This is a genomic window from Gallalistipes aquisgranensis, assembly GCF_014982715.1.
Classification (GTDB): domain Bacteria; phylum Bacteroidota; class Bacteroidia; order Bacteroidales; family Rikenellaceae; genus Gallalistipes; species Gallalistipes aquisgranensis.
Genome location: NZ_JADCJY010000001.1, coordinates 466457 through 485569 on the forward strand (window position 1 = coordinate 466457; position 19113 = coordinate 485569).

At 57.8% G+C, this 19113-nt stretch carries 10 protein-coding genes; 3 read left to right on the forward strand and 7 right to left on the reverse strand.

Annotation, left to right across the window (positions count from 1 at the left end; all coding sequences use genetic code 11):
• Nucleotides 1-72: 72 nt before the first annotated feature.
• Nucleotides 73-2688 (reverse strand): sodium:solute symporter family transporter, encoded by a 2616-nt coding sequence (locus INF32_RS01630; RefSeq protein WP_226386673.1) that lies wholly within the window; start codon nt 2686-2688, stop codon nt 73-75.
• Between the two features lie 33 nt (nt 2689-2721).
• Nucleotides 2722-3897: a sialidase family protein gene (locus tag INF32_RS01635; RefSeq protein WP_226386674.1), complete on the reverse strand. Its 1176-nt coding sequence runs from the start codon at nt 3895-3897 to the stop codon at nt 2722-2724.
• Nucleotides 3898-4167: 270 nt separating this feature from the next.
• Between INF32_RS01635 and INF32_RS01640 the strand changes: the two genes are divergently transcribed.
• Nucleotides 4168-5040 carry an AraC family transcriptional regulator gene (locus INF32_RS01640; protein WP_226386675.1) on the forward strand — a complete coding sequence of 291 codons (873 nt, stop codon included), beginning with the start codon at nt 4168-4170 and terminating at the stop codon, nt 5038-5040.
• A 147-nt stretch (nt 5041-5187) separates the two neighbouring features.
• Here INF32_RS01640 and INF32_RS01645 read toward each other — a convergent pair whose 3' ends face one another.
• Complete coding sequence (locus INF32_RS01645; RefSeq protein WP_226386676.1) at nt 5188-5541, reverse strand: PepSY-like domain-containing protein; 354 nt, start codon at nt 5539-5541, stop codon at nt 5188-5190.
• Nucleotides 5542-5836: 295 nt separating this feature from the next.
• On the opposite strand from INF32_RS01645, the gene INF32_RS01650 reads away from it, so the two are divergent.
• Nucleotides 5837-7204 carry a mechanosensitive ion channel family protein gene (locus tag INF32_RS01650; protein WP_226386677.1) on the forward strand — a complete coding sequence of 456 codons (1368 nt, stop codon included), beginning with the start codon at nt 5837-5839 and terminating at the stop codon, nt 7202-7204.
• A gap of 326 nt (nt 7205-7530) precedes the next feature.
• On the opposite strand, the gene INF32_RS01655 is transcribed toward INF32_RS01650, so the two are convergent.
• The 4 genes from INF32_RS01655 to INF32_RS01670 all read right to left on the reverse strand — a co-directional run bounded on the left by INF32_RS01655 (nt 7531) and on the right by INF32_RS01670 (nt 15653).
• Nucleotides 7531-8157, reverse strand: a complete 627-nt coding sequence (locus INF32_RS01655) for a hypothetical protein (protein WP_226386678.1) — start codon at nt 8155-8157, stop codon at nt 7531-7533.
• Between the two features lie 192 nt (nt 8158-8349).
• Entirely contained in the window at nt 8350-9438 is a 1089-nt protein-coding gene (locus INF32_RS01660) for a glycoside hydrolase family 88/105 protein (protein WP_226386679.1), read from the reverse strand.
• A gap of 10 nt (nt 9439-9448) precedes the next feature.
• Nucleotides 9449-11374, reverse strand: a complete 1926-nt coding sequence (locus tag INF32_RS01665; RefSeq protein WP_226386680.1) for a heparinase II/III domain-containing protein — start codon at nt 11372-11374, stop codon at nt 9449-9451.
• 187 nt (nt 11375-11561) lie between these two features.
• Nucleotides 11562-15653, reverse strand: a complete 4092-nt coding sequence (locus INF32_RS01670) for an ATP-binding protein (protein ID WP_226386681.1) — start codon at nt 15651-15653, stop codon at nt 11562-11564.
• 310 nt (nt 15654-15963) lie between these two features.
• Between INF32_RS01670 and INF32_RS01675 the strand changes: the two genes are divergently transcribed.
• Complete coding sequence (locus INF32_RS01675) at nt 15964-19062, forward strand: glycoside hydrolase family 2 protein (RefSeq protein ID WP_226386682.1); 3099 nt, start codon at nt 15964-15966, stop codon at nt 19060-19062.
• Nucleotides 19063-19113: the final 51 nt, after the last annotated feature.

Genomic DNA, 19113 nt, shown 5'->3' on the forward strand with positions numbered 1-19113 from the left:
AGTGTGCCGCAGGCATAAAGAAAAAGAGACCGTTTGTCGCGGTCTCTTTTCTTTTCGTCGGGGGACGTTTGGTTATCGGCCCCGGCCGAACAGGAAGCTGGAGAGGTAACCGATCGCGCAGCAGGAGACCAGCCCGATCAGTCCGTAAAGCAGGAAAGAGACGTTCGAATAGCTGTTGAACAGGAGCAGGACCACCATGCTGCCCACGAATCCGGTGATGGCCCCGGCCGTGCCGATCCGTTTGAAGAAGATGCCCATCATGAAGAAGCCGCCCAGTCCGCTGGTGAAGAGACCGAGGAAGAAGTTGAACTGGTCCCACAGCGAAGCAATGTCGAACGAGGCGAGGAGAACGGCCATGAGGATACCGAGTCCGCCCACCAGAATGCCCGACCAGCGGGCGAAGCGCATTCGGCTGCGGTCGCTGGCTCCCTTGCGCAGGTTGCCGAGAAAATCTTCGGTCAGCACCGTGGAGATGGAGTTGATGTTGGACGAGAGGGTGCTCATGGCGGCGGCAAAGACGGCGGCGATCAGCAGACCTGCCATGCCGGCCGGCAGGCGGCACATCATGAAATGCGGGAAAATGGAGTCGGTGTTCTGCATGCCGATGCTGAGCAGTTCGGGATGCGATTTGAAGAAGACGTAGAGGCCCGTGCCGATGCAGAAGAAGAGCACGGTGATGGGGACGCTCAGCAGTCCGTTGAGCCAAAGGCTTTTCTTGGCTCCGGACATGGTTTTGGTGGTCATGTATTTCTGGATGACCGACTGGTCGCTGGTGTAGGTGAGCAGCTGGTTGGCGAATCCGCCGAAGAAGGTCACCCAGAAGACGGGTTTGGTCAGGTCGAACGCGAAGTCGAGTATGTGGAACTTACTGTCTTCGACGGCGACGGAGACGAATTCCGAGAGTCCGCCTTCGGTGCCTCCGATCATGTAGAAAAGCGAGGCGATGGCTCCTCCCACGAGGATGAAGCCCTGGATCACGTCACCCCAGACCACAGCCTCGATTCCGCCCATCGTGCAGTAGATCAGCGTGACTACGCCCATGAGCAGGATACAGAGGTAGATGTCGATACCCGTCACGGCATTCAGGGCCAGCGAGGGCAGGAAGAGCACGATGGCGATCCGGGCGAACATGAATACACAGAAGAAGGCGGCCGCGATGTAGCGGACGGGACGGCTGAACCGCTGTTCGAGGTACTCGTAAGCCGAGGCCACGCTCAGTTTGCGGAAAAACGGCAGGTAGAAGAAGATGACTACCGGGACGATGACCAGGATCGACATGTTGAACATGAACATGCTCCAGTCGGCGGCATAGGCTTTGGCCGGAATCGAAAGGAAGGTGATGGCGCTCAGGGCCGTAGCGAAGATACTGATGCCGGCCGCCCACCACGGGATACGGCTGCCGCCCTTGAAGAACTGTTCCGTGCTGTTCTCTTTGCGCATGAAATAGAAGCCCATGCCCAGCATGATGAGCAGGTAAAGGGCCACGACCGAATAGTTGATCCACCCGAAAGAGGCATGTTCCGCGATCCGGACCGAGAGGACCCGGTCGCTCCTCACACCGGGGGAGGCCTCGCCCGAAGGAAGGACTATATTGTTTCCCGAAAGCACGGCCGTAGTGACGGCGGGCAGCGGTTCGGCGGAAGTACCCAACCGTATCCACGTGTCGGTGATGGCGTGGTAGGCGAGGATATCCCGGGAGAAACCGGGGTGTTCCGTGAAGGCGCGGGTCAGTTCCCGGCTCAGTGAATCCCGTTCGGCCGGATCGTCGGTCGAAGCGATCGCCTGTTCCAGGGCGAAGCGGCGTGAAAATTCACGGCCGTCGTCGCCTCCCAGTACCAGAATGTGTCCCGATCCGTAGGGAACGGCGGCCGGAGCCATCACCACGACGGGTGCATGGTCGCCGTCGGGGATGATCTCGCCCTTGTGTTTCCAGGTGTTATGGACCGGCGTGTATTCCCATACGTCGGTGAAAAGGGTCAGCGTGCCGTCCGTCACGTCCCGCCCGCCGATCAGGTAGAGCGCCTCTTCGTGTCCGTCGTGCTGGCGGACGAGAACGGCACCTTCCGAACGCCGGGCAGCCGGGCAGGCGGCCAGCTCTTTCCACCGGCCGGAAGAGGGAGTGTAGGCGTAGAGCAGGTTCGCGGACGGGCCGACGCCGTGGATGTAGAGGTTGTTTCCTGCTGCTGTTGCGGCTACCGGAGTGAAGTCGTCGGGCAGGCGGCTGACGGAGTCGATCCGTACGCTGCCTCCCGTGCAGGTCAGCCGGTAGACGGTGCGGTTGAGCCCGTCGGACCCGGTCCCTCCGAAACAGTACAGATGGTTGCCTGCGGTGACGGACGCACCGTGTGCGAGGCCCTTGCCTTCGGCCGGGAATTTGACATCGGGCAGCAGGGTGCAGGCATAGTTGCCGTCCGGGCCGGGTGTGAGCAGATATACGTCATCGGAGTAGTGTTTTTGGCCTCCTTCCCACGGGTAGCCCTGGGGAAAGTTGGACCCTCCGGCCAGGATGATGCGGCCGTTCGAGAGCCCTGCGAAGGCTCCGGCCACGCCGGGATTGGCGGTCGAGTCGGAGAGAAGCGGCAGAGTGCCTGTCTGTCGGACGTCGACGGCGGGGGCACCTTGCAGGGGGTGCGTGAAGAAGCCTGCCAGCAGGCAGAACAGAAGCGGAAAGAGAAGTCTGGGTTTCATGGATCGGAGTCGGGTTTAGGAATGGAAAGGTTTCTATTGTGCGGAAAGTTTCGTTTTGCCGGTGATGACCGAAGCCGGGACCGTACGGAAGACGATGCGTTCGTAGGGTGAGGCCTCCCCGGTTTCGTAGAGAATCCCTATGTCGCCTCCGGGCAGTACGGTCAGGTCGGAGTAGGCGGCCGGCCGGGAATCGAACTTTAGGGCCTGTTCCCAACTCCGGCCGTTGTCCCGGCTGATGCGCAGGGTCATGTCGACCCGCTTGGATTTGGAGGCGGGATTGGAGAAGAGAAGCGTACGGGTGGGTTTGCCCTTGGGGGCATAGTTGAGGAGGCTGCCCTGGCATACGGGTTCGATCAGTACGGTGTCGTGGCGTACGGGACCGAACGTGACGCCTCCGTCCCGGCTGACGGCGACGCTCCGGCACGAGCCGTTCCTCTCCCGTTCGGGGCCGCGCACGCCCCGCATATTGAGCATGACGCTGCCGTCGCTCAGTTCCGCAGCGGTACTTTCGTTTCCGCCGACCGGACTCCGGGCTCCGGTGTGCCAACTCTCTCCGCCGTCGTCGGAGTAGATCAGAAGGGAGTGGTAGACGGAACCCTTGCCTGTGAATTCCCCGTAGTCGCACGGTACGACGATCCTCCCCTTGTGTTTTCCTTTTTGCAGTTGGACGGCATGGCAGGGACCGGTGGCGTACCAGGTCCAGGCAGGGTCTTTGACAGATGCGGTGATCTCCCGGGGTGATGACCAGTTTATCCCGTCGTCGTCCGAAAAGAGCACGAACACCCGGCGCGTGTCTTTCGACGTGCGGGCGTTGATTTCCTTTTCGTGGTCGCTGCCCAGATTCCAGGTGGTGACCAGGACGATGCGTCCCGTGGCCCGGTCCACCACCGCAGACGGATTGCCGCAGACGTTTTCGCCGTCGTCCCACACCGTGATGAGGGGCCCCCAGCTTTTGCCTCCGTCCGTGGAGCGGCGCAGGACCAGGTCGATGTCGCCTGTGTCGGAACGGCTGTTGCGCCGTCCTTCGGCGAAAGCGAGCAGAGTGCCGTCGGCCGTGACGGTCAGCGACGGGATGCGGAATGTGTGGTAACCCTCCGTCTGGCGTTGGAAAATCGTTTCCGGTGAAGATACGGCGGGTGAACCGCCCCTGGCGGCGGATGTCCCTGTCAGGAGCAGCAGGGACAGAAAGGGTAGCAGCATGGGTTTCATAGGTTCGGAATATCGGTTTCAGATAGTTTGCCGGTCTCCCTTCCGGGGTTCCGGTTTTATTTGTGGTATTTGTCCGACAAATATAGGGATAATTTGATTTTATGCAAATTTTATTCGAAAATATGCGGAATTGCGGAGGGAATTCCCTGTTTTTCGTCCTTTTGTTTTTTTATGCGCGTTTTTTCATGTAATTTGGTTCCGGTTTCCGGGGAATGATACCGTACTTCTTGTCGGAAAACAGAGGTTTGAATGTAAAGCAAAATGTCGTGTATGGCGGAAGATATATTCGTGGAGGACGGGAGTTCTGTCGGAGAACTGGGTAAAGAGCTGGGAATCCGTGAGGGCCGTCTCCCTTTCGCCTCGGTCGTTTCCCGGAATCCGCATTGTCTGGTCGGGCTCTGCCGGGAAGGGTGGGCGGATCTCTGCGTCTATACCCACAGACACAGGCTGGTGAAAGACGAATTGCTGGTTCTGCTGCCGGGGCAGCTCGTATCGGTGTCGGGAATGAGCCGGGATTTCCGGCTCGAATATTTCACGGTGGAACAGATTCTGTTCGACGACGTTCTCAGCGGTATACGCCGTTTCCCTCCGCATTTCTATTTCTACATGCGGGATCATTATCACTACCTTCTCTCCCGGGAAAATGTCTCCCGGATGGAACTCTATCTGACGCTGCTGAAAAACCGAGCGGTTTCGCCGGGCAATCTGTTCCGCAGGGAGTCCGTCATTCATGTGCTGAGGATTTTTTTCCTCGATATGTATAACGGTTACCAGATAGCGAGCAGCCGTTCGGAAGAGCGGCCCGAAGAGCGGCAGGAGGATCTGGCCAATCGTTTTTTCCGGTTGCTGATCGACCATTACGAACAGCATAAGGAAGTGCTTTTCTATGCCAACCAACTGTGCATCACGCCTAAATATCTGACGATGATCGTCCGGCGGGTGAGCGGGAAATCGGCCAAGGAGTGGATTTCGGAGTATGTCGTGCTCGAGATCAAGTCGTTACTGAAAGATACCCGGCTCGACATCCAGGAGATCGTGTACCGTACGCATTTCGCCAATCAGTCGTCGATGGCCCGTTTTTTCAGGAAACATACGGGAATGTCTCCCCTTCAGTACCGGAAAGAGAAACTCGTACAGCGGTGACGTCGTTGTCGCTCCGCGTACGAGCCTCTTCTCCCCGTATGGGTATGCTTCAGAAGTTCATCTCTTCCCGGACGAAGTCTCCGTCCGAGGTGTAGATCAGTTCGCGGTTCCCCGTGATGGAGACTTCGTAGCCGCCCGGTTCCTTCTCTATCTTGTAGGCGGCCGCCTGCGGATAGTTTTCCGCGATGTGTGCGGCGATCCTGGGGGCAGGATACCTTCGGGAAGGGTGGAAAATTTGCAGTCCACGCTCTGCCATACGCCCGAGGCATCGAAACTCAGTTCCGTGCCGTTGTCCAGCACCACTTCGTATTCTTTTCTCCCGTTGTCGGTATCCTGTTCGACGTGGTTGACCTTCCGGTCCGGGAAGTGCTCGCCGATGAACTCTCGGGCCGTTTGCGGCAGGTCGGCGTATCCGATTCTCTTTTCGTCATCGTCGTCGCATCCGTGGAAGGCAAGCGCTCCGGCCAGCAGGGCCATCAACATCAGAATTTTCCGTTTCATGGTTTTCGTAAGTGTATTCGATTCGACAATTTGTTTTTTGTCCGGTACTGCAAAAGTCTTTCCCGATTTTGAAACGGATTTGAAATTCCGGAAAAAACATCGTGCCGGAAAAAGATCGAATCCGGGGTCGGCTACGGCATCTGTATGTCTTTATAACCTGTTTCTGCATCGGAATGTAAGCGTTCCGGAATCGGGGCATATTCTTTGTTGTCTTAAGGTGGCTGAAGGAGCGATGCGCCGTACAGTCCGATTGCCCGGCGCTGCCGTATCCGGGGATATAGCCAGACGACCGATTATGAATACCAACGAATTTGCCCTGACTTTGCTGTCGGGAATAAAGGATTTTCTGACGTGGATAGGTGTTCCGCGCCACATGCTCGACAAACTGGATGAGATACTCTTTCTGGTGCTTATTGTCGTTATCGCGTTTCTTTTCGCGGCCGTGGTGCATGCCGTGTCGGTCCATTTTGCCAGGAAGATTCTGAAACGGAAGAATGCCGGGGTACTCGATACGCTCGTCAAATACGGCGTTTTCAGAAAACTTACGGCCGTCATTCCGCCCCTGATCGTCTCGGCCCTGCTGCCTTTCGCCTTCAGCAAGGATTCCGCCTGGTTCATCGTGGGGGACAAGGTCACCTGGATCTATTTTTTCATCGCCCTGATCGTCTCCGTCAACGCCATATTGAATACGGTGGGGGATGCCCTGAAAAACAACAGGCAACTGAAAAACCGGCCGATGAAAGGGTTCATCCAGATTTTTCAGGTGGTTTTCACCTGTGTCGCCGTTATCGTCATCGTTTCCATTCTGATCAATAAGTCCCCGTTCAACCTGATCACCGGGCTGGGAGCCTTCACAGCCGTGCTGATGCTGGTGTTCAAGGATACCATTCTGGGGCTCGTCGCGGGCGTGATGATCTCCGAGGACGACATGCTGCGGATCGGCGACTGGATCGAAATGCCGCAGAACGGCATCAACGGCATCGTGACCGATATTTCGCTGGATGTCGTCAAAGTGCAGAATTTCGACAATACGATCGTGACCGTACCTCCCTATTCGCTGGTCTCCGGCTCCTTCGTCAACTGGCGGGGCATGAGCGAATCCGGGGGGCGCCGCATCATGCGCGAGTATACCCTGAAGCTCGACTATATCAAACCCTGTACACCTGAATTCCTGGAGCGGATGAAGGATTTCGACACGGAGCTGGCGCAGTTCATCATCGAAAAACAGAAACAGGCGGCCGACGGGAAGACGGTCAACACGGACAATCCTGCCGGACTGGTAAACGGAACCATCGACACGAATCTCGGATTGTTGCGGGCCTACATGACCCTCTACCTGCGCCGTCACCCTTCCGTCAGCAGGGAACTGCTGCTCATGGTGCGTACGTTGGCCCCGACGGGGAACGGTCTGCCGGTGCAGATATATTGTTTCTCGGCCAATAAGAACTGGCCGAGTTACGAGTCCATTCAGGCGGAGATCATGGAACATTTCGTATCGGTGCTGCCGGCTTTCGAACTCTATCCTTTCCAGAGTGCGGATGCGCGCGACGCCATTGTCAGCGGATTGATCGAATCCGGGAAGATCGACCTGTCTGCGATTTCCGGTATTCCCTGGCATACTCTTCGGCCCGAAAAGGACAAGAGCGGATCTGGGCCGGTATAGGAAGGTTTCGGCCATGTTCGGAAGTGGCCCTGCAGACGGTCTGTCTTTGCGGGGGAACTCGTATCCTGGCGGAGGACCGGGGGCTGGCGGACGGTCGGTGGCGTTCCGGGTGCCTGTGCCTCTTTCCGGACGAAGGATACGGATGCCGTCTGCGGAACTGGCCATCAGATAGTCGGCGATCCATCCGGTCTGCCACCAGCCGTGCATCGGAAAGGGTGGGTCGGAGGTTTTCGAAGTCGGTATCGATGGGACGACGGGTTCGTTTGTCATAGGCTGCAGCGAAACTGCTGTCCGGGTGTTATCACGCCAGCAATTTCTCGGCTTCTTTACGCAGTCGGAACCGGGGCAGGAGACGGTCGCCCTGGAACCATCCGGGAACGACGCCCCACTGCAGATCCTTTTCGGGCAGCGTGGCCGGAGTGGGCGAGGAGAGAGAAATACCCGTCGCGGGAGGGAATGAACCGGAGACTTACGCGGATGTCATCCGGGAATAGCGGGTCGGGCCACCAGCGGGCGGTCAGGCTCCCGACGGGGCATTCGGCGGTGAAGCGCAGCGCGTTTCCGGAACGTTCGGCCTGCCGGGGATAGAGACGGTACTCTTTTCCTGCCCGGTTCATGGGAACGGACGAAGTGGCCCGCAGGATTTTCTGTTTGATATGGGTCATCTTCTGTTCGACGAAGACGATCGAATCGCCCTTTTGATTGGTGATTTTCAAGGGAGTATCCGAAGGTTTCTCCTTCGAGTAGAGGATTGAATAGCTGCCGTCGGCGACGCCCCACGGGATTTCCCGTCCGGTTTTCGTGTGTTCCATGCGGGTGAGTTTCCATCCCTCCCGTGTGTTTACCCAGTTCAGACTGACGGTTTGCGTGCGCAATTCCTCTCCGTCGGGCAGGCATCGGCCCGTCAGGGGCAGGCAACTCAGGAGCAGAAGCGGCAATGATCCGTATCTCATGGGACGTGTGTTTGGGATACGAAACAAAGATAGTCCTTCCCTGGCATTTTTGCAGGGGATAAGGGGAAGAATCAGCGGGAACGTTTCCGCCGGAGGGAAACGGTGACGATAGGGGCTGACGGGTCCCTCCGGACCGGGGAAAAATGAAAGGGCTTTTCAACAAAGCCCTTTCATGTGTATTCGGTGCCTGTGTTACAGATTCATCTCCATCATTTCGCTGGCTGCCAGAAGGAAGGCTCCCACTCCGTAGACGGCGGTCATCTCCCCGGATATTTCGACGGGGGCATGCCCGATGGGCTGGACGTATCCCAGCTTCCCTTCTCCGTTCACATGGCTTTTCAGGGCATTCCACCCTTTCTGTGCGGCTTTTCTGTACTCTTTGCCGAGAATGCCGTGGTTCACGCCCCATGCCATCCCGTAGACGAAAAATCCGGATGCGCTGTTTTCCGGCTGGGGATAGTATTCGGGTGCGTACAAACTCGAGTGCCACGATCCGGCCTTGTCCTGGCAACGGAGTACGGCGGGCGACATTTTCAGGAACAGGTCGAGGTAGTAACCGTACACGGGATCGTCTTTCGGAATCCGTTGCAGCATCAGTGCCAGACCTGCGTAGACCCAGCCGTTGCCCCGGCCCCAGAATACTTTCTTCCCGTTCTTTCCCCGGTCGTTCACCAGCCGCAGGTCGCGGTAGAAAAGATTGTCGTTCCGGTCGAAAAGGGAATCGACCGTCACTTTGTATTCGGAGGTGCAGAAGTCGAGGTAATCGCGTTTTCCGGTTTTCAAATACAGTTGTACATAAACGGGAGGAGCCATGAACAGGGCGTCGCACCAGCCCCAGCGGTTGCGGTTGTATTTGCCGTTGGGCAGGCGCAGCGATCCGGTTTGCGAGTGTGCCATGATGTAGTCGACCCGGTCTTTTACTTTGGCGATCATCCGGGGATCGTCGTATTTTTCGGACAGTTCGAAATAGGTCTGCCCTACGCACAGGTCATCGGCGTCGTAGATTCTCGGAGGCATGTCCCAGTCGCTCTTGCGGCCGATTTCCCGCAGGAAATCGTAGATGAAATCCGCATTTGTCCTGGCGGCCCATTCGGCCATGCCCCGGTAGAGGGCGGCATTGGTCCAGTGCCCCAGCGGGAAGGAGACCGTATCGAAGTGTTCGATCTGCCATTTGGCCACCCGGTCGGTCAGTGCACGGTCGGCGTCTTGACGGTTTCGGGCGGTCAGCGCCGGTTCCGGAAACAGAATGCCCAGCAGAAGGGCCGGAATCAGTCTTTTCATAGCGGTGAATTTATCGGTTATCTGGTTCGTATGGTTTTCTGTCGTTTTCACACGGTTTTCCCCATTGCGAAAGGGCCGGGATTCCGTTCAGGAAATTCGCATTGGCTTTCTCCGGGATCAGGTAGACGGTATAGTTGAGACGGGCATCCGGAGCGGCTTCAGCCGTGAATCCGACCAAAACAGTGCCCGGGTTGGGGGCGTCGTAATGGCGGGGCGGAGCCGTAGACCAGGTACCCAGCCTGAAACCGGACCCTTCGACCTTCATGTAAAGCGTCTCTCCGTCCTGCGTGAGCCTGATCGTGCAGGTGTCCGTGATCTCTGCTTCGGCCGGGGTCACCATGGCCCAGCGCAGCGGCATGGTCCGGTCGGTATTGACGATTTCGTCCCGGACGACCACGTAGCTGTCGTCGACGATGGCTATGCCGCGCCGATAGGAGGCGACCGCTCCGCCGTTCACGGCCGTCAGATCGGAGACGGCATAGCGGAATCCGGGCTCCTCTCCGTAGCTGTCGATTCCGGCTTTGGCATCAACCCGTTGCAGGGAGTCGGCGAAGGTTATGAGGTTGTGCGACCGGTTGCCCAGCCGGAAGGCGGCCCATCGGGACGAGTGTTGCGAACGGTCGCCCAGTGTCACCCCGTGGCGTTCCAGCGAGTGGTAGTCCTGCCGGCCGAGATCCGTGGCCCACTGCCTGGTCCCGGTGTACATAACGAAGCTCCCGTTGTCCATGTGGGCATGATTCGTGGAGCAGGAACCGCCTTTGAGCCCGACAAAGATTTCGTCCGGTCCGCCCCACCGGTTACGCATCAGGGCGACGGGGGTGGGACCCTGTCCGACGTAGAGCAGTTCGGAGGGCGCTTCCATGTGCCGGGCGAGGCAGTCCGCCGGAGCCCACAGCATCAGTGAAGGCAGGTAACGGATACCGAACATCTTCTCCTCCTGTCCGCGGGCGTTCATGTAACGGATCTTTTCCGCTTCCCCCCAAAGCAGCGACGGATCGTTCAGCCGGCGGGCGAACCAGAACATCGGATAGGAACATCCGACGGAGGTAGGGCAGTCGGAGTAGGCGAAGCAACTCATCTGCTGGGCGGTCATCTGGAGAACGTATTCGGGTGTCCGCATGAAGCCATGGTTCTCTTCTGCGCCGAACGGCAGTCCGGTGGCTTTTTCGTAAGCGTCGATCAGCATGACGGCGAATCCGGTGCCGTAATTCCAGTAGCTGTATCCTTCCGGGTAGTTGCCGTCGGGAAGATACTCTTTCAGGGCCACGTCCCGCACCAGTTCGACCGAACGACCGAGGATGCGGGCGGATAGTTCCGGATGTTTCTCCCATGTGGCGATGGCCCCGAAGGCCATTCCCGTATTGCAGACGCAGTTCCAGTTGTTCTTTTTCTTGAGCCATTGGCAGTTCCGGGGATCGGATGCCGTTTCGGGGAAGGACTGCCGGAGTCCTTTTTCCAGTATGGAGCGGCAGGCCAGTTCCCGGGTGGATTCGTCCAACCGGTCGTACAGCCAGTCGTAGCCGATGGCGACGGCCGCGGTCATCTCCGCGGCGTCGAGAAAGTGGCTCGGATGCCAGTCCCGGAAGGCGCACACCGTGCGTATGACTTCGGCGGCCCGACGGGCGAAACGTTCGTCGCCGGTCATCCGGTAGCTGTACGACAGGTAGTAGATCTGTTCGAATGCTTCGCGGCTGACGGATAACATCCGCTTTCCGATCACCCGGTAGGCGAGGTCCGGAGCCCGGAGCATCTTTTCGCTTTCGGCGAGAATCCAGTGGTGCACCCGTTTCAGGAATTCGTTCCCTTCCGCCTTCTTCCGGAGGGAATCCTCCTCTCCGGCAAGCAGCAACAGGCGCGGGTGTGACGGGATCATACGGAATGCGGGTTCTTTCCCTCCCTGCGCAAGGACGTTGCCGGCCAGGAGAATCAACAGCAAAAGGGTCGTTTTTCGCATCGGGTCGGTAATGTTTGGGTTTTCTGCAAATATCCCGAAATAGTTGCGGATTCGGAGGCGGTAAATCTTGTAAAAGGATTTGCCGCTTCTTGCATCTTTTTCCCGTGCGCCCGTGACGAATCGTGTGAAAATGTTTGAAAATCCCACGATTCGGCTTTTTATGTGCTTGTTATTCAGATTTCTGTTCCTCTTCAGGGGCTTTTTGCTGCTGGTAGGCGGATGGTGTCGAGCCGAATTCCCGTTTGAAACAGGTGCTGAAATATCGTATGTCCGTGAAGCCGACCCGCGAAGCTACTTCGGAGACGGTGTAGGCCCGCGTGGCGAGCAACTGTGCGGCCCGTTTCAGCCGGATGCTGCGGATGAATTCGTTCGACGAAAGGTCTGTCAGACTTTTGATCTTCCGGTAGAGCATCGAAGTGCTCAAATGCATCTTGTCGGCGAAAAGGTCCACCGAGAAGTTCTCTTCGGCGATGTTTTTCTCGACCACTTCCCGGGCTTTGGCCAGAAAACGGTCGTCGGCCGAGAGAAGCTGCATCTCCCGGGGGCTGATGATCAGTTCCTGTTTGATCCGCTCCCGTATCCGTTCGCGGGAGCGGAGCAGCTGTGCGATCCGCATTTTCAGATATTTCACCTCGAAAGGTTTGGTGACGTAGGCGTCCGCACCGCTTTCGTATCCGGCCTGCTTGTCTTCGGGCCGGGTACGTCCGGTGAGGAACATGAACGGGATACAGTTCGTCGCCGGATGGGTCTTCACCTGCCTGCACAGGTTCAGACCGTCGTTTTCACCGTCGAAAACCAGTCCCGAAATCACCAGTTGAGGCTTCAGTTCGACGATCCGGCTGAATGCTTCCGTGACCGAGCCGAACGAACGGACCCGCACCGTGTCGTGTAACAGTTTTCCGAGATATTCCAGCGTCTGGGCGTCTTCGTCGACCAGTACGGCCAGCGGAAGTTTCGTCTTCGCTTCGTTCTGCGGCTCCGTTTTGATTTCGATCGTGTCGATATAGTCCCCGATGAACGCAGGGGAAACCTCCTCTTTCTGCGGCCGCTCGATTTCGGCGTTCTGGAAATGGGCTTTGCCGGTCAGCAAAGTGAGGGTGAATACGGTTCCTCCTTCGGGTCGCAGATCGACCGTGAGCGATCCGTGGTGCAGTTCCGCCAGTTCCCTGGCCAGCGAAAGGCCGATGCCCGCTCCGCTGTGCCGTTCGGTGCCGGTTTGGTCCCGTGTCCAGAAACGTTCGAAGACGCGTTCCCTGTCCTTTTCCCGGATGCCGGCGCCCGTGTCGGAGACCCGAAGGAGGAACCGGTCACGGACTGTGCCCGATTCGCAGCGAATCTCCACGCGTCCTCCTTCGGGAGTGAATTTATAGGCGTTCGATAACAGGTTGAACAGGACGGTCTCGATCTTCTCACGGTCGAATACCATCGGGAAATTCTCCCGGTCCGATGCGAACGTGAAGCCGATCTGTTTGGAGGCGAACAACTCCCGGAATGCTACGAAAATACTCTCTGTGAAATGGACGATGTCCGCTTCGGCCAGATGCAGCGGGAGTTTTCCCTGGTCCAGTTTGCGGAACTGCACCAACTGGTCGACCAGTCGGGAGAGGCGGTTGCCGTTGCGGTTCATCACCCCTAACTGGTATTTCACCTCGTCCGGCGACATCGAATCGTAGTTTTCGATCAGATTCTGAAGGGGGGACTGGAGCAGCATCAGCGGATTTTTGATGCTGTACGAAACGTCTGTGTAGAATTTCAGCCGGGAACGGTTGATGATCGCCTGGGTGCGGTACTGTTCCCGGATGCGCCACATGTGGAACAGCAACCAACCCAGCAGGCCGGCCAGCAGCAGGTAGACGGGTATGCTGTACCATGACCACAGCGGATGGGGGCGGATCCGGATCACGAGGCTGCGCACGTTGTCGAGCCACGTGCCGGAAGCGTCGGTGCTGCGTATCTTGAGCGTATAGGTACCTGCGGGGAGATTGTTATAGGCGATGTACCGGTTTCCTGACCCGGCATGGAGCCACTCCGTGTCGAGGCCTTCGAGCATGTAGGCGTAGCGGATGTTCTCCCGCTGCGGGAAGGCGAGCGCCGAGAACGCGAAGGAGAACTGGTTGTCCTTGTGTCCGAGAACGATCCGGTCGGTCCGGTTGATGTCCTGGGCCAGGATGTCCGACCCGACGGTCGCCGTCCGGTTGTGCACCTTGAAATCGACGAAGAAGAGCCGGTAATGTGCGGTGTCTGCTTTTATTTCGGCGGGATTGAACAGGGTGACGCCGTTGATGCCGCTCAAATATAGGTATCCGTCCGAATCTTTGGCGCTTCCGAACACGAACCCCCGCCGGGTGAAACTTCCTCCGTACAGTTCCGTGTATTGGAACTGATTGTTCGAAAGCGAGTATTTGTAGACGCCCGAGAGCGTGGAGAGCCAGAGGTTGCCCCGGTCGTCGTCGATGATGTTGCTGATGTGGTTCGAACGGGCGGCGTCCGGCATGGGTGTCTCCTCGAACCGGTCCCGGTCGTAATCGTAACGGTACAGGCCTTCGGAGGTGCCGGCCCAGATGTTGTTGTATGGATCGGTATAGATGCATACGACCGTGCGGGATGTCTTCCCGTCCGTTCCTGCTTCGGCAAACGAATAATCGCGTATCTCCTCGATCCTGCCGGCCCCTTCGTAACGGAAGCGGACGATACCCCGGTTCTGGATGCCTACCCATATGATTCCGCTGCGATCTTCGGCGATCGACATGCATTTGTCCGCCAGCATGTCGCTCTGTCCCTTGCCGGCCGGATAGACTTCGCCGGTTTTCGCGTCGTGGACATATACGCCGCCGTTGGCGAATCCGATCCACATATTGCCTCGGGAATCCCGCATCAGTGCGCGTACGAACGAAGAGCCCTTTACGGCTTCGTCGATTTTGGGGCGGTTGTAGAACCGGTTGCCGCGGGGATCGAAGAAACTGACGGCGTCTTTGGTCCCGAGCCAGAAATCTCCCTGGGAACTTTCGGCGATACATTCGAATTTGTTCCGTTGGATATAGCCGCTTCCCGGCCGGCGGTCGAAATAACGGGCTATGGTATAGTGCCGGTGGGTCGGATCGGTGAATTCCACCCTGTTAAGACCGAATGCCGTGGCGATCCAGACCGTGTTGCGGTTCTGGATGTAGATGTCCGAGACCGTATTGTGGCTGATGGTGTTCTCCGAGCCGATGTCGTTGCGGATGTTGATGAATGGGGCTTCCCGTTTTCCTTCGGCCAAATAGAGGCCGTCCCGCGTGGCCAGCCAGACATTGCCGTTGCCCTCGTCGCAGAACCCGTTGGTCGTATTGCTCAGGTCGTTGTAGTATTTGTTGATGGTGTGTCCCGTGCTGCCTGTGATGCGTCCCTCTCCGTCGCGGGAGAGCACCAGGAACCCTTTCCCCCGATTGCCGATCAGTACGTCGTTTTCCCGCGGCAGAAGGGCGGTCGTCTCGATGTTCAGAGAGTGGTAGAGAGGCCGGGTCTCTTTACCGACGTTGGACAGACGGACGGCTCTCAACTCCTGTCGGTCCCAGAGCCAGAGGATGTCGAAACGGTCGATCCGGATTCTTTTCGGGGTTTCGAAGTGCAATACGGTGTCGATGCGCACTTCGGGTAGGGAGTCGGCCGAAACGCGGTTGAGCAGTCCGCCTTTCGCGGAGAGCCGTACGAGACTGTTGCCGTGGGAGAACCAGAGGTTTCCGTCCCTGTCTTCCGAAAAACTGCTGCGTGGAGAGACGGTCGTTTCCGGGGAGGTCGCCGCCGGGGAGAAATAGGCTACCATCTTCTCGCTGCGGGGCGAGTAGGCCAGAACGCCCCGGTCCGTGGCCGTCCACAGGTTGCCGGAACGGTCCGTCAGAAATTCGTTGATCCGGATGCCGCGGAACGCTTCTACGACCGACAGACGGTGGGTCCGGGTGTCGATCCGGAAGAGCCCTTCGTTGCTGCCGGCCCACAGCAGGTCGGGACCGGTGAAGACGAGACACTGGACGAGATTGCCCTTTTCGAACAGGAGACGGTTGATGTCGTTGTCGAGCGAATGGTAGGAGAGTCCGTCGAAACGGGCGAGTTCTTCGTGCGAAGCGACCCAGACGAAACCGTAGGGATCGCGTTCGATGGCCGAGATATTGCCGCTCAGCAGGGGCTGCCCGAAATAGGGATGGCGGTAATCGACGATTCCGACTGCCTCCGAAACATTTCCCGATAAAGCGACGAGGATGAAAAACCGAAACAAGCTGCGCATAATATCCCGTGTATGACACCGTCTACAAATTTAAACCGAAAAAAATAAAAAAACGCCGGATCGGGCAAGAAATACGGATTTTCACCGAAAAGTTTCGTGAAAGTGCGTCTTGTTTGTAAGTGTTTTGTATGCAGTGTTTTATGTGACGTATTTGTCGGATTTGTCAACATTTTTACAATATTTACCGCTGTCGGATCATTTCGCCGGGAGCGGATTTTTCCACCACAATTCACGATTTACGGCTTTCGGAATAGGAAAGTCCTGAATAAATTTGTATTTGAAACCTACCGACCTGAAATACCGTTTCCGAATGAAGAGATTGTACCTTATCTTCCTGCTCGTTTTCCCGACTTTTCTCGCGGCGGGGGAGTACGTTCCCCGGACGGTCCGTATCGTGCAGACCGTGAACCGTGACTGGACATTCAATTACCTGCCGTCGGGAGAGGAGGACCTCTCGGTGGCAGGGTCCGCGTTCGACGACCGGAAATGGCAGGCCGTTGCGGTTCCCCATACATGGATGACCTACGAGACGACCGGCGACCTGCATCCCTACATCATGTCGGCTTCCGAACGGGAAGACCCTTACTGGTGGAACGGCTGGGGCTGGTATCGCAAGCGTATCGTTTTCGGCCGAGAACTGGAGGGAAAGCGTATTTTCGTCGAGTTCGACGGCGTGCAGAAGTATGCCAAAGTGTTCCTCAACGGGGCCCTGCTCGGCGACCACAAAGGGGGATACGGCGGGTTCTGTTTCGACCTGACGCCCCACGTCCGTTTCGGAGAGGAGAATCTTCTCTGCGTGGAGGTATCCAACCGCAGGGACGACCGGTTCGGGACCATCGCTCCGGCAACGGCGGGGAATTTCAACGTGTACGGGGGAATCTACCGGGACGTGCGCATCGTGGTCAAGGACCCGGTGCATATTCCTTTCCAGGGTTCTTACCTGCACGAGGGCGGAACTTTCGTCACTACTCCGCAGGTGTGCGAAAAGGAGGCTGACGTGTGTGTAAAAACCTACGTCCGGAACGGTATGTCCGTTCCGAGAGAGGTGACGGTCAGAAGTGTCGTGACCGATTCCGCCGGGCGGGTCGTCCTGACGCTCCGTTCTTCGCGGCGGGTGGAGCCCGGCCGTATCGCCGAGTTTGTGCAGCATGGCGGTCCGCTGGTCCGGCCCCGTCTGTGGAGTCCGCAGTCGCCGTATTTATATACGGTATGGTCGGAAGTGTACGATGGCGACCGGTTGACGGATACCTATCGCAGTCCGTTGGGATTCCGCTGGTTCCATTGGGATTATACCGACAATACGCTGGTGGTGAACGGAGAGAAGATACACATTCACGGCACGAACCGTCATCAGGAGTATCCCTGGCTGGGGGATGCCATGCCCAAATGGCTTACCGAACGCGACATGACGGACATCCGTTACGGAATGAACACCAATTTCATGCGTACGGCCCACTATCCCCACGATCCCATGGTGTACGATTTCAACGACCGGCACGGTATCATCACGGTGGAGGAGGTGCCCAATCTGAAGGCGATCCGCTACGACCGCGGAACCCAGGAGGACAATATGCGCGAAATGGTCCGCCGGGACCGGAACCATCCATCGATCTTTTTCTGGAGCGTGGGTAACGAGACGACGCAGGCGGCCGATTCGAAGTGGACATACGAAGAGGATACTACGCGTATTATTCACGAGCGCAAGACCGAAATGTACGGCGACTATGTCACGCACCACGCTTCGAACCTCGACATGGAGAACCTGCTGCGGGTGACGATCCGGGGCTGGTATGACAAGGATGTGAAGAATCTCGAGCCCCGGAACAACGCGCGCGTGCTCAAGAGCGGTCAGCTCGCCGGTACCGAGGAGTGGCAGCATAAGATGGCGCGGGTGCAGGACGGAAGTATCCGGGGACGGATCGACGGCAACGTGCTCGGATGGCTCTACGAGGACCACGGCTGTGACCGGCTCTATACCGATTCTCCGCTGAAGAATATCAATTATAAGGGATGGGTTGATCTGTACCGTGTGCCCAAATACATGTATTATCTCTGGCAGGCCAACTACCTGCCGGAACTGATGGTGTTCGTGCAGCCCCATCACTGGCAGCGTAAATATGTCGGGCAGCGCAGGACCATTCAGGTGGACAGCAACGGCGAAAGTGTGGAGCTGCTGGTTGACGGACGCAGTCTCGGTGTGAAATATCCTTCGAAGGAGAATTTTTTCACCGTGGAATTTTCCGACGTGGAAATTGTTCCTGGTGAGTTGAAAGCGGTCGCCGTGCGGGACGGGGAACGGGTCGAGTCGCGGATCGAAATGGCGGGCGAACCGGCCCGTATCGTGTTGAAGGCGGAACGGGGAGTCATTCCCGCCGACCGCAGCGGAGTGGATATCATCATGGCGGACATAGTGGACGATCGGGGCAATCATGTGCTGGGTGTGACGGCACCCCTCACTTGGGAGGTTTCGGGCGAGGGGACGCTGGTCGGCCCCGGGCTCTATACGTCGGATATGGACAAGACGCTTGCGACCGAAGGAACGGGGTATGTGGTGACGCCCGTTCCCAATGTGGTGCGCTCGACCGGCCGGCCGGGGACGATCACCGTCCGGGTCTCCTCGCCGGGTGTGGAACCGGCCGAGGTGACGATCCGAACCGAAGCGGTGGAAAGGGCCGTCGGTACGGGGATTTACGAGCCGGAACTGAGCGACGAAGGTCGGGAGCGGGTGGCGAAGGACACCGCTTTCCGCGAGGTCGTGAAATATGTCGAGGAGATGAAACCCATCGACTCGTCCGAACAGATCGACGCGGATACGCCCCGGCAGTATGCCGACCGGATGCGCGGATTCGTGATGGAACGCAATCCGCAGATCGACTCTTCTTGCGTGGAGTTCCGCAGTCTGGTGAAACGTCTGTCCGATTACGTGGCCGGCGTGAAGGGGGAGCTGACCGAAGACGATTACAATTTCATCGCCCGGACGTACAACGACGTGAGGATGCTGGCACGGGTGGTGGACAGCAGGAATTTCCATCCCGCCTATGCCGAAGAGCTCAAGAAATATTATGCCGAGACAATGTTGGAACGCGGCGAACTGACTGATGTGGAAGGAGAGGTCCGTATGCTGGAGGCGATTCCCCGCGAAATAGACATAGTCTATATCCGCCGTCCGAAGGGGACGGCAGCCGATACGATCCAGTACGGCAATACGACCTACCGTTACTCGGCCTACACCTCTTCGCTGGAAGGGGCCGTCGCTCTGCTGCATCCCGGTTTCGGGAAATTCGGACCGCAGCAGCGGGAAAAGGTGCTCGACTACCTGGTGAAGATCAATCCGAGCCTTACGCGGGACGGCGGGAAGTACCGCTTCCGGTTCGACCGTCCGCTGGCCGTACCCCGTAAATTGGAGTAAACTTTCAGGAGGGACGGCCATTCCGGTCCGTTCGTTACCATAAATCGCAAT

Excerpts from the sequence above, each read along its gene's own strand:
- INF32_RS01675 (WP_226386682.1), top strand. The coding sequence starts at position 15,964 with ATGAAGAGATTGTACCTTATCTTCCTGCTCGTTTTCCCGACTTTTCTC.
- INF32_RS01650 (WP_226386677.1), top strand. The coding sequence starts at position 5,837 with ATGAATACCAACGAATTTGCCCTGACTTTGCTGTCGGGAATAAAGGAT.
- INF32_RS01660 (WP_226386679.1), bottom strand. The coding sequence starts at position 9,438 with ATGAAAAGACTGATTCCGGCCCTTCTGCTGGGCATTCTGTTTCCGGAA.
- INF32_RS01640 (WP_226386675.1), top strand. The coding sequence starts at position 4,168 with ATGGCGGAAGATATATTCGTGGAGGACGGGAGTTCTGTCGGAGAACTG.
- INF32_RS01645 (WP_226386676.1), bottom strand. The coding sequence starts at position 5,541 with ATGAAACGGAAAATTCTGATGTTGATGGCCCTGCTGGCCGGAGCGCTT.
- INF32_RS01630 (WP_226386673.1), bottom strand. The coding sequence starts at position 2,688 with ATGAAACCCAGACTTCTCTTTCCGCTTCTGTTCTGCCTGCTGGCAGGC.
- INF32_RS01655 (WP_226386678.1), bottom strand. The coding sequence starts at position 8,157 with ATGAGATACGGATCATTGCCGCTTCTGCTCCTGAGTTGCCTGCCCCTG.
- INF32_RS01635 (WP_226386674.1), bottom strand. The coding sequence starts at position 3,897 with ATGAAACCCATGCTGCTACCCTTTCTGTCCCTGCTGCTCCTGACAGGG.
- INF32_RS01670 (WP_226386681.1), bottom strand. The coding sequence starts at position 15,653 with ATGCGCAGCTTGTTTCGGTTTTTCATCCTCGTCGCTTTATCGGGAAAT.